This window comes from Hymenobacter sp. (genome assembly GCF_036387835.1).
Taxonomy (GTDB): Bacteria; Bacteroidota; Bacteroidia; order Cytophagales; family Hymenobacteraceae; genus Hymenobacter.
The window spans coordinates 1-14,128 of record NZ_DASVSY010000122.1 but is presented as its reverse complement, the minus strand read 5'-3'; the positions used below and the strand labels follow the sequence as shown (position 1 = coordinate 14,128).

Below are 14,128 nucleotides of genomic sequence, written 5' to 3'. Positions count from 1 at the left end.
AGCACTCTCTTAGTTAAGCTACAATGTTGTTCTGGTTGGCAAAGACTCGTATCCACGCAACGCCTGCGGTATTTCTAGGTACTTTAGCTCCTGAAGCTCCTCACACAACCAATCTTCTATGAACACACTACGACTCCTGGCCCTGGCGAGTGGCTTAGCCACGGCCGCTCCTGCTCTGGCCCAGCAAACCGCCGAAAAGGTAGACCAAGCGGCTATTGCTAAAATCAAGGACGAGGGCATGAACCGCTCCAAGGTGATGGAAACTGCCTTCTACCTCACCGACGTGTGCGGCCCGCGGCTGGCTGGCTCCGATGGCTTGAAACGTGCTTACGACTGGACTAAAACCCGCCTCACCCAATACGGCCTCACCAACGCCAACCTGGAGCCATGGGGTGAATTCGGCCGTGGGTGGGATATCGAGAAGTCGTACGTAGCCATGACGGCGCCCTACTACCACACCATGATTGGCGCGCCCAAAGCCTGGACCCCAAGTACCAGCGGCAACGTGAAAAAGCAAGTGGTGTATGTGAAAGCCGCCACCGAAGCAGAACTCGATAAGTACAAGGGCCAGTTGCGCGACAAAATCGTGGTAACGGAAGTCGCCACGCCCCCCAAAGAAGGCTTCGAGCCCGACGCCAAGCGCTACTCCGACGAGGAGCTAAAGAAAATGGCTGAAGGTGCCGCACCCGCCCGTCCCGCGGCTGCGGCGGGCACCCCCGCCACGTCTGAAGCCGACCGGATGGCCACTTACCGCACCCGCATGGCCCTGCGCACCAAAATGAGTGAGATGATGATGGCCGAAGGGGCCGCGGCCGTGCTTAGCACCCGCGGCGGCTCGCAAGGCACCTTTTTCACTTCCAACGGCGCACCCTACGCCCCCGATGCCAAGCCGGTATTGCCCGAGATTGAAATGTCGCCCGAGGACCAGCTGCGTATCATTCGGTTGGTAGAGGCTAATATTCCCGTGGAAGTGGAAATGGAAACCAAAACCCGGTTTCAGACCCAGGACCTGAAAGGCTACAACGTCATAGCCGAAATTCCGGGCACCGACAAAAAGCTGAAGAGCGAAGTCGTCATGCTCGGCGGCCACCTCGACTCCTGGCACGCCGCCACCGGCGCCACCGACAACGCCGCCGGCTGCGCCGTGATGATGGAAGCCGTCCGCATTTTGAAAGCCAGTGGCCTGAAGCCGCGCCGCACCATCCGCATAGCGCTGTGGAGCGCCGAGGAAGAAGGGCTGTTCGGTTCGCGCAACTACGTGAAAAACCACTTTGCCGACCCCGCTACCATGAAGCTGCAACCCGAGCACGAGAAGCTGGCCGCCTACTTCAACCTCGACAACGGCGGCGGCAAAATCCGCGGTATCTATCAGCAAAGCAACCCGGACGTAGCCCCCATCTTCACCGCTTGGCTCGCGCCTTTCGCTGACCTCGGCGCTACCACCGTCACGCCCCGCAATACAGGAGGAACCGACCACCTGTCGTTTGACGCCGTGGGTTTGCCTGGCTTCCAGTTCATCCAGGACCCCCTCGACTACGGCACCCGCACCCACCACACCAACCAGGATACCTACGACCGGCTCATCCCCGAAGATCTGAAGCAGGCCTCCGTGGTAGTGGCCTCGTTCGTGTACCACGCCGCCATGCGCGACCAAAAACTGCCCCGCAAACCCCTCCCCGCCGCCGTTACCGCCACAAGGCCGCAGTAGCGCGAAGCTACGGCTGCCGCAAACGAGCAACGCGAGTATCTGGCACCTGCACCATCTGGCGCGGTTCCGGATACTCGCGTTGCTCGTTTGCGGCGCGTTACTCGGTTAAGCCTAGCTTGCGGGTAATCCAGTTTCTGGGGACTTCCACCTTCACTTCCACTACCGGCTTATCGGTTTTGTTTTTCAGCTGGTTGGTTAGCCGGCTTAGCTTGTCTTTCTCGCTATTGCGCGAAAACAGGATCTTGCCGTAGTCCCGAACGACGTTCACGGCTTTGGGCAGCGTCACACTTACAGTTACTTCCTTGTACTGCGGATCCTCTTTCGGCGCATTGGCAACTGGTCGGCTCTGCGCTTGGCTGCTCATGGCCAGGAATTGCAAGAAAGTCAGGAGCATGAGCAGTTTACCGAGAGACATGAGAGCCGTGTTACGCTAGATAAGATGCTGCTGCTGAGGAGAAGGTTGTCTAACGCTGCTGCAAAACTGTCACGGTTTTCGGTTGAAGCAAGCCTCCCATGATAATTTCCCTCCAAAGCACAGCTGCCAGACCATTACCCAACAACACTGCGAAACACTGCGCCATCCACTGCCAGACCCCGCGCGAAATCCGCTAGAACAACTAGAAGTTCATTATTTCATCTGTAAAAACTTGCGCTTCATCACTTCCTGCACCGGCGTGTTGGTGATCTTGCTGTCCAGCCACGAAACAATATCTAGGTAGAGGAAGGGCCGGCTTTCGAACGGGTCGGCGGCAATGACCATTAGCTTCTCCCGGAGCGCCACAAACGCCTCCCGTACCTGGTTGGGCGCAATGTTGCCCACGTTGCGCAGAAACCGAAAAATCTCCACCTGCATGGGCTGCTGGTCGTTCATCATGCCCAAGAAGCGGTACACCGACCGGACCTGATACTCCAGGCTGGCATCCTCGCCGGCCTCGTAGTGGGCAATCAGGTTCAGGATGCGGGCAAAGCACTGCAAGTCTTCGCGCAAGCTGAGGTCTTTGTACTGGATGATGAGGTTGAGGTACTCGATGGCCTTGTGGTACTGCCCGCTGCCGAAGTAGAGGCTGGCTATCTTGTAGTAGAACACCAGCGTGCGGTGCATGTCGAGCTGCGGCTTGAAGTGCTCCAGGTTTTCGAGCAGCTCCGGAATGATTTCCAGGCCCTCGGTGAAGCGGCCTTCCAGGAAGTAGGCGTTGATGCGGTTGGTGTAGATGTACTGGAACAGCAGAATCTCGGTGTTGGGGCTGCTGCGCCGGGTCTGGTTGGCGGCAAACTCTTCCAGCGTCGTCAGCACTTCCTTAAACTTGCTGTAATAGAGCATATTGTAGAGCGTAGCCAGCAGGTTGTGCAGGCCCTTGATGTAGAGCATGGCCTGTAAGTCTTTCATGTGCGGGGCCTGTTCAAACAAGTCCACCCACTTCTGCGCGTACCGGTAGCAAGCCCGGAAATCCTGGTTGAGCGTGTAGTACCACACGTGCGCCTGGTAGTAGTACAGCTTCTCGAAAAAGTTGCCTTTGCTGTCTTCGAAGGGCGGCAGATTCTCCCGAAAAAACGTGGTAATGCGCTCATGGTCGGCGCGGTTGCGGGCGTGGCCGGCTTTCAGATACAGCCCGTAAAGGCGCAGCGACGCATTGGAAAGGTCGTGCATCTTGGCCAGGTGCTCCACCGTGTCCACGGCCTCGGTGGCCAGGGTTTCGGCGCGGTCTTTCAGGCTGCGCGTGATGTACTGGCTTTCAATTAGCTTCTCGAAGTCCAGGACCAGCAGCACGATGTGGGGCATTTCCACTTGGCGGGCGGCCAGCTTCACTTTCTCCAGCATGCGCAGGCTCTGCTGGTAGAAGCCCTTGTTGTAGAGCACGCGGGCGTAATCGAGCTGCTCGTGCAGTTGAATATCCGGGTTTTGGCCGGCGTGGTACACCCGCAAACTGGAGAGCAGCTGCTTGTAGAGGTTGGCCTTCAGGTTGGCGAGCTGCACCCGCTTGAGTGTGGGCACCTGCACCAGAATCTGCGCCTCATCATACGTCTCCAGCGCCTCTAGCGCGTCGAAAAGCTGCAGGAACTTCAAGTCTTCGGAAGAACCCTGCCGGTTGGTAAACAAGCGGAAATGACGCTTTTCAGAGCGGGTAAGGGACTTTATTAACTGAAAAATGGGCTCTGCGCTCTTGTTGGGCATTGTAGGATGTTATTAAGTAAAGTGCTGATAAATAGATAGTTGATTCGGAATAAGAAGAAGTTGGAAATAGTAGAATCAGCGAACGAACAGTTTACAAGCGGAACTGCAACATGGTACTTAGTTAGATAATTACCACCTCGTTCCGGTTTCACTAGGCTATTCTAGCATGGCACACCAGCAAATCCAAATTTTCGATACCACGCTCCGCGACGGCGAACAAGTGCCGGGCTGCAAGCTAAACAGGGACGAGAAACTTGTTATTGCTCGACAGCTAGAGCTACTTGGCGTCGATATAATCGAAGCTGGTTTTCCCGTTTCCAGTCCCGGCGACTTTGCCGCCGTGCAGGCCATAGCCGCCCAAACCCGCGAAGCCACCGTGTGCGGCCTGTCGCGCGCCGTTGAAAACGACATCCGCGTAGCCGCCGAGGCGCTGCAAAAAGCCCGTTACCCACGCATCCACACCGGCATCGGCACTTCCGATGTGCATATCCAGCACAAGCTCTGCACCACGCGCGAAGACGTGCTGGAGCGCGCTATAGCTGCGGTAAAGCTCGCTAAAAGCTTCGTGGAAGATGTGGAATTCTACGCCGAAGACGCCGGCCGTACTGATAACGAGTTCCTGGCCCGCGTGTGCGAGGCAGTTATCAAGGCTGGCGCCACCGTCCTCAACATTCCGGATACCACGGGTTACTGCCTGCCGCAAGAGTATGGTGCTAAAATCAAGTTCCTCCACGAGAACGTGCGGGGCATTGAAAACGTGCGCCTCTCCACACACTGCCACAACGACTTAGGCTTGGCTACGGCCAACTCCATTGCTGGCGTAATGAATGGCGCCCGCCAAATTGAGTGCACCATCAACGGGGTAGGGGAGCGGGCCGGCAACACGGCCCTCGAAGAAGTGGTGATGATTCTGCGTCAGCACCCCTACCTCAACCTCGATACCCGCATCAATACCCGCCTGCTAGCCGAAACTTCCGCCATGGTGGCGCACCTGATGAGCATGCCGGTGCAGTCCAACAAGGCTATTGTAGGCGCCAATGCCTTCTCGCATTCCAGCGGCATCCACCAAGACGGCATCATCAAGCACCGCGAAACCTACGAAATCATCGACCCCAAGGAAGTGGGCGTCGCCGATTCTTCTATTGTACTCACGGCGCGTTCGGGCCGGGCGGCACTGGCCTACCGGCTCCAGAAAATCGGGTACGACTTCGAGAAAATCACGCTCAACAAAGCTTACGCCTGCTTCCTTGAACTCGCCGACCGCAAGCGGGAGGTAGTAGACGAGGATTTGCACGCCTTGGTAGAACAGGAAAAACTGGTAGCAGTCAACTAACATGGCCAAGTCCTTATTTGATAAAATTTGGGATGCGCACGTGGTAAAAACCGCGCCAGGCGGCTTGGATATCGTGTACATCGACCGGCACCTGATTCATGAGGTGACCAGCCCGCAGGCTTTCGACGAGCTCGAAGCCCGCAACCTGCCCTTGTACCGCCCCGACCGTATTCTAGCTACCGCCGACCACAACGTCCCGACTCGCAACCAGCACCTCCCCATCGAGGAGCCGCTGTCCCGCTCGCAGGTTGATAAGCTAACTGCGAACTGCGAAAAGTACGGTGTGGAGCTCTACGGTTTGGGCCACGCCCGCCAAGGCATCGTGCACGTAATCGGGCCGGAGCTAGGTTTGACGCTGCCGGGCGCTACCATCGTGTGCGGCGATAGTCACACCTCTACGCACGGCGCGTTTGGCGCGGTGGCGTTTGGTATCGGCACTAGCCAGGTGGCGCAGGTAATGGCTACGCAATGCCTGTTGCTGAGCCGCCCGAAGCGCATGCGCATCACGGTGGATGGGGAGTTGCGCCGCGGTGTGACGGCCAAAGACCTGATTCTCTATATCATCTCGCAGCTCGGTACCGGTGGTGCCACGGGCTATTTTGTTGAATACGCGGGTAGTGCTGTGCGCGGCCTGAGCATGGAAGGCCGGATGACGGTCTGCAACATGAGCATCGAAATGGGGGCGCGCGGCGGCCTGATTGCCCCCGATGCTACTACGTTTGCCTATGTGGAGGGCCGCGCCTATGCCCCGAAGGGCGTTGTGTGGGAGCAGGCAGTAGCCTACTGGAAAACCCTGTATTCCGACGACGATACGGTGTTCGACGCCGAACACCACTTCGATGCCCGCGACATTGCCCCGATGATAACCTACGGTACCAACCCCGGTATGGGCATTGCCTTGAACGGCAACATCCCGAGCGAGGTAGCCGCCAGCGAGTCCGAGAGCTTCGATAAGTCACTAGCCTACATGGGCTTCCAGCGCGGGGAGTCGTTGTTGGGCAAGGAAATCAACTACGTGTTCATCGGCAGCTGCACCAACTCGCGCATCGAGGATTTGCGGGCGGTGGCGGCGTACGTGCAGGGCAAGCAGAAAGCCAAGCATGTGGAAGCCATCATCGTGCCCGGCTCCAAGCAAGTGGAGCAGCAAGCCATTTCCGAGGGCTTGGATAAGATTCTGGCTGAAGCGGGCTTTGAGCTACGGGAACCGGGTTGCAGTGCTTGCCTGGCCATGAACGAGGACAAGATTCCGGCTGGCGCCTACTGCGTAGCCACCTCCAACCGCAACTTCGAAGGCCGCCAGGGGCCCGGCTCGCGCACGTTGCTGGCCTCGCCGCTGGTAGCGGCCATTACGGCCGTGCAAGGCCGCATTGTCGATATCACGCAGTATTTGAATTGATGCTTAGTGCCTCACCCCCTAGCCCCCTCTCCTTCAGAGAGGGGAGACTAGCTCTAGAAAAAAATAGTTTAAGTCTAAAAAAGCTAAAAACTAGTTCCCCCTCTCTGAAGGAGAGGGGGCTAGGGGGTGAGGCCCCGACAGAACAATGGAAAAGTTTCAGACCCTCTACTCCAGCGCCGTACCGCTGCCACTCGAAAACATCGACACGGACCAGATTATTCCGGCCCGTTTCCTGAAAGCCACCACGAGGGAGGGCTTCGGCGAAAACTTGTTTCGTGACTGGCGCAGCAACGCCGACGGAACGCCGAAGCCCGGCTTCGTGCTCAACGACGCGCGCTACAGCGGCCAGATTCTGTTGTCCGGCAAAAACTTCGGCTGCGGTTCCAGCCGGGAGCACGCCGCTTGGGCCCTGTATGATGCCGGTTTCCGGGTGGTGATTTCCAGCTACTTCGCCGACATCTTCCGCGGCAATGCTTTGAATACTGGTTTGCTACCGCTGCAAGTAACCGACGCCGAACTAAGCAACTTGTTTGCCTTGGTGGAACAGGATGCCGACACGCAATTCGTGGTGAACCTGCCCGAGCAAACTTTGCACGTGCCGGCCACCAACCAAACGATTCACTTCGATATCGACCCCTACAAGAAGGAATGCCTGATTAATGGGTACGACGACATCGATTTTCTAGTAAGTCAGAAACAGGCTATTGAGGCCTACGAACAAAGCAGAACATGGGCATGGTAAGCAAGAAAATAGCGGTATTGCCCGGCGATGGTATCGGGCCGGAGGTGTGTAGACAGGCGGTGAAGGTGCTACAGGCCGTAGCCGAGCGTTTCGGCCATCGGTTCGAGATGCGCAACCACCTAATGGGCGCTTGCGCCATCGATGCCACCGGCGACCCGCTGCCCGAAGCCACCCTCACCGCCTGCCGCGAGGCCGATGCCGTACTGCTCGGCGCCATTGGCGACCCGAAATACGACAACGACCCAAGTGCCAAGGTGCGCCCCGAACAGGGTTTGCTGCGCCTGCGCAAGTCGTTGGGCTTGTACGCCAACATCCGTCCTGTTACGGCCTACGACGTGCTGCTGAACCACTCGCCCCTGAAGCGGGAGCGGATTCAGGGCACCGATATGGTTATCTTCCGCGAACTGACCGGCGGCATCTACTTCGGTGAGAAAGGCCGCACCGCCGACGGCACCGGCGCCTACGACCACTGCACCTATAGCCGCGACGAGATTCTGCGCATCGCGCACCTGGCCTTCAAAGCCGCCGCCAGCCGCCGCCAGAAACTAACGCTGGTAGACAAAGCCAACGTGCTGGAAACCTCTCGCCTTTGGCGCGAAGTAGTCCGCGAAATGGCCGCCGAATACCCCGAGGTGGACGTGGATTACCTGTTCGTGGACAACGCCGCCATGCAGGTTATCCTGAACCCCACACAGTTCGACGTGATTCTGACCGAAAACATGTTCGGCGACATCATTTCCGATGAAGCCTCCGTCATTGCCGGTTCGATGGGTTTGTTGCCTTCGGCCTCGGTAGGGGCGGAAGTGGCGTTGTTCGAGCCTATTCACGGTTCGTATCCGCAGGCCAAGGGCAAAGGCATTGCCAACCCCATTGCCGCCATTCTCTCGGCTGCTATGTTGCTCGAGCACCTGGATTTGAACACGGAAGCCGCCATGGTGCGCGAGGCCGTGGACGAAGCCCTTCACAACGGCATCCTGACCCAAGAACTCAGCCCCAACGCTCCGTACAGCACCGAAGAAGTAGGCAGCTACATCGCCTTCTGGATTGCTGATTCCAACGAGAAGCAGTGGAACAAAAACAACGTGGAAATCGGCGCCAGCACGATTATCTAACGGTTTTTAGCATAAAGGAACGTCATGCTGAGCTTGTCGAAGCATCTCTACCGCCAAAGTATATGACTACCACCACAACGAAGCGGTAGAGATGCTTCGACAAGCTCAGCATGACAACCGCAATTCTTCCATGAGACAGCAACTGCTACTGGTGATTATAGTGATTATTCCTTGCCTCGCGGGCGCATAGGAACAGCTTTTTGTATCTGACAAAAGCCTTTCTAAGCCCCGCGCTCAGGAAGGCTTTTCTTTTAACTTCTCTTCTTTTCAGGTTCCACACGCATGTATTTCAATCCCGACACTCTCGCTTTTGTAGACGGCGAGTTCGTGAAAGCCGATCAAGCGCAGGTTAGCTCGTATGCGCAGTCGCTGCACTATGGCTATGCTGTTTTTGAAGGTATTCGGTCGTATGCGACACCGGCGGGCACGCAGATTTTCAAGGCCAAGGAGCACTACGAGCGCCTGCAATATTCCTGCAATTCGGTGGGGCTGCCGCTGTCTTACTCGATTGAGGAGATGACGGAAATCACCTACCGGCTGCTTGAACTCAACAACCTGTCGGATGCCTACATCCGGCCGTTGGTGTACGCCGGCACGCCCAACATGACCCTCAAGCACGCCAGCACCAGCAACCTAATGATTGCCGTGTGGGATTGGGGCAAGTACCTCGGCGACCAGTGCCTACGCCTGAGCATCTCGCCCTATCAGCGCCCCAACCCTAAGGCCGTGCCCATCGAGGCTAAAGTGTCGGGCCACTACGTCAACTCCATTATCGCCAGTTCGGAAGCCCGCGGCCGCGGCTTCGATGAAGCACTGCTGCTGGACATGAACGGCTTCGTGGCCGAAGGACCAGGCGCTAACTTCTTCTTCGAGAAAGACGGCGAGCTGTTCACGGCGCCTCCCGGCAGCATTCTGCGCGGCATCACCCGCAACACCATCATCGATTTGGCGCGGGAAGCCGGCATCAACGTCACCGAAAAGTTCTTCACCCCCGACGAGCTGCAAGGCGCAACCGGCGCCTTCTTCACCGGCACGGCCGCCGAAGTTATCGGCATCACCTCCATCGATGACTTGGTGTTCAGCACGCCTTACCAAGACACCCTCGGCCATGTGCTAGCCGAGCGCTACCACGCCCTGGTAACTGGCCAGTCGGTAGCCCGCAGCTCCAGTCTCGCTCATAGCTAGCTTCCGTGAAAAAAAAACGTCATGCTGAGCGCAGTGCAACGAAGCCGAAGCATCTCGCTAGTGTGGTAAACCCAACATCAGCACGCGAGATGCTTCGACAAGCGCAGCAGGACAAACGCCCCGAACGGCCTCTGATACAAAACAAACTTCCTCATGATTCTCAATAAGTACAGCCGCATCTACACCCAAGACGACAGCCTGCCGGCTTCCCAAGCCATGCTGATTGGCTCCGGCCTGTCGGATGCCGATTTGCGCAAGCCGTTCGTGGGCATCTGCTCCACTGGCTTCGAGGGAAACACCTGCAACATGCACCTCGACGGCCTGGCCGACGCGGTGAAGGTCGGCGTGCAGGCGCAAGGGCTGGTGGGGCTGCGGTTCAACACCATTGGGGTGAGCGACGGTATCACGAACGGTACGCCGGGCATGCGCTTCTCGCTGGTGTCGCGCGAAATCATTGCCGATTCCATTGAGGCCATGGCCGGCGCGCACAACTACGACGCCATTGCCACCGTGGTAGGCTGCGACAAGAACATGCCGGGCGCCCTGATTGCCATGGCGCGGCTGAATCGGCCGTCGTTGATGGTGTACGGCGGCACGATTAAGGGCGGCAACTTTAAGGGGCAGCAGCTCAACATTGTGTCGTGCTTTGAGGCGTACGGCAAGAAATTGCAGGGGCAGATTTCCGAGGAGGACTACCAAGGCATCATTCACAATGCCTGCCCCGGTCCGGGCGCGTGCGGTGGCATGTACACGGCCAATACCATGGCCTCGGCCATTGAGGTGTTGGGCATGAGCGTACCGTTTTCGTCGTCGTCGCCGGCGGTGAGTACCGAGAAAAACCAGGAGTGCCTGGATACCGGTGTGTACCTGCGGCGTCTGCTGGAGCGCGACATCAAACCCCGCGACATTCTGGTGCGCGAGGCCTTCGAGAATGCGCTGGTGATGATTACGGTGCTCGGCGGCTCGACCAACGCAGTGCTGCACCTGATTGCCATTGCCCACGCGGCCGGTGTGCACCTCACCATGGAAGACTTCCAGGAAGTCAGCAACCGGGTGCCGGTGCTGGCCGACCTCAAGCCGAGCGGCAAGTACCTGATGGAAGACCTAGCTGCCCTTGGCGGCGTGCCCGCCGTGATGCGCACTCTGCTCGATGCGGGTCTGCTCCAAGGTGACCTGCTGACCGTAACGGGCCAAACCCTAGCCGAAAACCTGGCCGACGTGAAGCCACTAGGCGCCGAGCAAGATTTGCTCCGCCCGCTCAGCAACCCCATCAAAGCCGACGGCCACATTCAGATTTTGTACGGCAACCTGGCCCCGAAAGGCGCAGTGGCCAAAATCACCGGTAAAGAAGGGCTGCGGTTTGAAGGGCCGGCCGTGGTGTTCAACTCCGAAGAAGAACTGAACGAGGGCATCGTGCAAGGCAAAATCAAGGCCGGCAATGTGGTGGTGATTCGCTATGTGGGACCGAAAGGCGGACCCGGCATGCCGGAAATGCTGAAGCCGACTTCCGCCATCATCGGGGCCGGCCTCGGCGACAAAGTGGCCCTGATTACCGACGGTCGGTTCTCGGGTGGTACGCACGGCTTTGTTATCGGCCACGTCTGCCCCGAAGCCTACGACGGCGGCCCGATTGCCCTGGTGGAAGACGGCGACTGGGTGGTACTCGACGCTAGCACCAACACCATGGACGTGCAGCTAGAACCCGCGCTGCTGGAATTACGCCGCAGCCAGTGGCAGCGCCCGCGCCCCAACGCCACGCAAGGAGTACTCCTGAAATATATCCGCACGGTCAGCGACGCCAGTCACGGCTGTATCACCGACTTAGACGAAAGCTATGTTAACGAACGAGCAATCAGCGCAAACCCTGCCTGAGTTAGCCGCCCCGGCGGTACAGCCGGAAACGGAAACCATGACCGGCGCGGTGGCCACCTTACAGGCCCTGCTGGCGGAAGGCGTAGATACCATTTTCGGGTATCCGGGCGGAGCCATCATCCCGATTTACGATGCTCTCTACGACTTCAAAGAGCAGCTAAACCACGTGCTGGTGCGCCACGAGCAAGGCGGCATCCATGCGGCGCAGGGCTACGCGCGCTCTTCTGGCAAGGTAGGAGTGGTGTTTGCTACCAGCGGACCGGGCGCTACCAACCTGGTAACGGGTTTGGCCGATGCGCTGATTGACAGCACGCCGCTGGTGTGCATCACGGGGCAGGTGTTCGCGCACTTGTTGGGCACCGATGCTTTCCAGGAAACGGATATCATCAACATCACCACGCCGATAACCAAGTGGAACTTCCAAGTAACCAACGCCGAGGAAATTCCGGAGGCGCTGGCCAAGGCGTTCTACATTGCCCGCAGCGGCCGGCCTGGCCCGGTTTTGATTGACATCACCAAGAACGCACAGCAGCAAAAGTTCGATGCTGCGCCGTACGTACCCTGCACGCACATCCGCAGCTACCGTCCCAAGCCCATTGTGCGGCCCGAGTATATCCGGGAAGCGGCGGCCCTCATCAACCAGGCCAAGCGGCCGTTCGTGTTGTGGGGCCAGGGCGTGCTGTTGGGCAAAGCCGAGCAAGAGTTCAAAGCCTTCATCGAGAAAAGTGGCATTCCGGCGGCCTGGACCATCCTCGGCGCCGGCGCCCTGCCCACCGACCACCCGCTGAACGTGGGCATGCTCGGGATGCACGGCAACTACGGTCCCAACGTCCTTACCAACGAGTGCGACGTGCTCATTGCCATCGGTATGCGCTTCGACGACCGGGTAACCGGCCGCCTCGACAAGTACGCCAAGCAAGCCAAAGTCATCCACCTCGACATTGACCCCACCGAAATAGGCAAAAACGTGGCGGCCACCGTGCCCGTGTGGGGCGACTGCAAAGAGACGCTGCCGCTACTCACGGCGTTAGTCGAGGCCAAGCTGCACCCCGAGTGGCACGAGCGGTTCCGGGAACACATGGAGCAGGAGGTAGACGCCGTCATCCGGGAGGAACTGTTCCCGACCAGCGAGGAACTGACCATGGGCGAAGTCATCCAGCAGCTCAACGAACTGACCGAGGGCGAGGCCATAGTAGTAACCGACGTGGGGCAGCACCAGATGGTAGCCTGCCGCTACGCCAAGCTCAACAACACGCGCAGCAACATAACCAGCGGTGGCCTCGGCACCATGGGTTTCGCGCTGCCGGCCGCTATCGGCGCCAAGTTCGGTGCTCCGCACCGCCCGGTAGTGGCCATCATCGGCGACGGGGGCGTGCAGATGACCATTCAGGAGCTCGGCACCATCATGCAAACCGGCGTCGACGTGAAGATCATCATCCTCAACAACCGCTTCCTCGGCATGGTGCGGCAGTGGCAGGAGCTTTTCAACGACCGGCGTTACTCCTTCGTGGACATTGCCAGCCCCGATTACGTGACCGTGGCCAGCGGCTACAGAATCGCCGGCAAGCGCGTAGAGGCTCGCGCCGAACTGAAGCAAACCCTGCAACAGATGCTGGAGCACCCCGGCTCTTTCCTGCTCGAAGTAATGGTGTCGAAAGAGAACAACATCTTCCCCATGGTGCCCCAAGGGTGCAGCGTATCGGAAATCCGGCTGAAGTAAATGATAAAAGAACGTGTCATGCTGAGCGAAGGCGCAGCCGCAGTCGAAGCATCTCTACCGCTTCGTTGCCACGTCAGGAATAGTTTATCAAGACCGTCATGCTTCGACTGCGGCTGCGCCTTCGCTCAGCATGACGGTCTTGATAAACAAAAAGCTAATAGCTCAACAACATGACCCGTCAGGAATACAACATCACGGCGTACACCGAGAACCAAGTGGGGCTGCTGAACCGCATTGCCATCATTTTCTCACGCCGCAAAATCAACATTGAGAGCCTCAACGTGTCGCCTTCCGAGGTGGAGGGGATTCACCGCTTCAACATCGTTATCAACGAAACTGAGGAGGTGGTAAGCAAGCTGGCCGGACAGATTGAGAAGCAGATCGAGGTGCTGAAGGTGTATTACAACACCAACGCCGACGTGATTTGGCAGGAAATGGCGCTCTACAAAGTGCCTACCGATGTCATTGCCGAGAAGGCTATCGTGGAGCGCCTACTCCGTGAAAACGGCGCCCGCGCCGTGGTGATTCGCAAAGACTACACCGTGTTTGAAACGACTGGCCACCGCGAGGAAACCGACAACCTCATCCGCGTGCTGCAACCCTACGGTCTCATCGAATTCGTGCGCAGCGCCCGCATCGCCATCATCAAAGCCAGCGACGGCTTCAACAGCAAGCTCCGCGAGTTCGAGCGGACAGAGCCAAGCGCCGAGCCCGCCGAAAACGAGTTCCTCAACAGCCGCGGCAAGGTGTTCACGATGTAGGCCTCACCCCCCGGCCCCCTCTCCTTCAGAGAGGGGGAGCCAAGGCGGCACGTTGTAGCTCTTTGAGTCTAGATATAGTCAGTTTGAAAATATCCTCAATCGTTCGGCTCCCCCTCTCTGAAGGAG

11 protein-coding genes are annotated in these 14,128 nt (G+C 58.3%); 9 read left to right on the top strand and 2 right to left on the bottom strand.

All coding sequences use genetic code 11. From position 1 onward, the window contains the following. Positions 1-118: 118 nt before the first annotated feature. On the top strand, positions 119-1,708 hold the full coding sequence (locus VF639_RS24210; RefSeq protein ID WP_331148538.1) for a M28 family metallopeptidase: 1,590 nt from the start codon (positions 119-121) through the stop codon (positions 1,706-1,708). A 97-nt stretch (positions 1,709-1,805) separates the two neighbouring features. On the opposite strand, the gene VF639_RS24205 is transcribed toward VF639_RS24210, so the two are convergent. Then, a complete protein-coding gene (locus tag VF639_RS24205; protein WP_331148537.1) occupies positions 1,806-2,123 on the bottom strand; it encodes a hypothetical protein in 318 nt (105 codons plus the stop codon). Positions 2,124-2,336: 213 nt separating this feature from the next. Next, positions 2,337-3,881, bottom strand: coding sequence for a hypothetical protein (locus tag VF639_RS24200; protein ID WP_331148536.1), 1,545 nt, complete (start codon positions 3,879-3,881; stop codon positions 2,337-2,339). Positions 3,882-4,047: 166 nt separating this feature from the next. Between VF639_RS24200 and VF639_RS24195 the strand changes: the two genes are divergently transcribed. From VF639_RS24195 to ilvN, 8 genes are all read left to right on the top strand, one after another. Then, positions 4,048-5,214, top strand: a complete 1,167-nt coding sequence (locus VF639_RS24195) for a 2-isopropylmalate synthase (protein WP_331148535.1) — start codon at positions 4,048-4,050, stop codon at positions 5,212-5,214. Between the two features lies 1 nt (position 5,215). Next, positions 5,216-6,610 (top strand): 3-isopropylmalate dehydratase large subunit, encoded by a 1,395-nt coding sequence (gene leuC / locus VF639_RS24190; protein WP_331148534.1) that lies wholly within the window; start codon positions 5,216-5,218, stop codon positions 6,608-6,610. A 145-nt stretch (positions 6,611-6,755) separates the two neighbouring features. Next, complete coding sequence (gene leuD, locus VF639_RS24185; protein WP_331148533.1) at positions 6,756-7,352, top strand: 3-isopropylmalate dehydratase small subunit; 597 nt, start codon at positions 6,756-6,758, stop codon at positions 7,350-7,352. Further along, a complete protein-coding gene (gene leuB / locus VF639_RS24180) occupies positions 7,340-8,464 on the top strand; it encodes a 3-isopropylmalate dehydrogenase (protein ID WP_331148532.1) in 1,125 nt (374 codons plus the stop codon). Before leuD ends, leuB begins: the two co-directional genes overlap by 13 nt. Positions 8,465-8,746: 282 nt before the next feature. Next, positions 8,747-9,649 carry a branched-chain amino acid transaminase gene (locus tag VF639_RS24175; RefSeq protein WP_331148531.1) on the top strand — a complete coding sequence of 301 codons (903 nt, stop codon included), beginning with the start codon at positions 8,747-8,749 and terminating at the stop codon, positions 9,647-9,649. Between the two features lie 153 nt (positions 9,650-9,802). Beyond that, a complete protein-coding gene (gene ilvD, locus VF639_RS24170; RefSeq protein WP_331148530.1) occupies positions 9,803-11,521 on the top strand; it encodes a dihydroxy-acid dehydratase in 1,719 nt (572 codons plus the stop codon). Then, positions 11,484-13,241, top strand: coding sequence for a biosynthetic-type acetolactate synthase large subunit (ilvB, locus tag VF639_RS24165; RefSeq protein WP_414654792.1), 1,758 nt, complete (start codon positions 11,484-11,486; stop codon positions 13,239-13,241). Before ilvD ends, ilvB begins: the two co-directional genes overlap by 38 nt. Positions 13,242-13,411: 170 nt before the next feature. Further along, entirely contained in the window at positions 13,412-14,002 is a 591-nt protein-coding gene (gene ilvN, locus VF639_RS24160) for an acetolactate synthase small subunit (protein WP_331148529.1), read from the top strand. Positions 14,003-14,128: the final 126 nt, after the last annotated feature.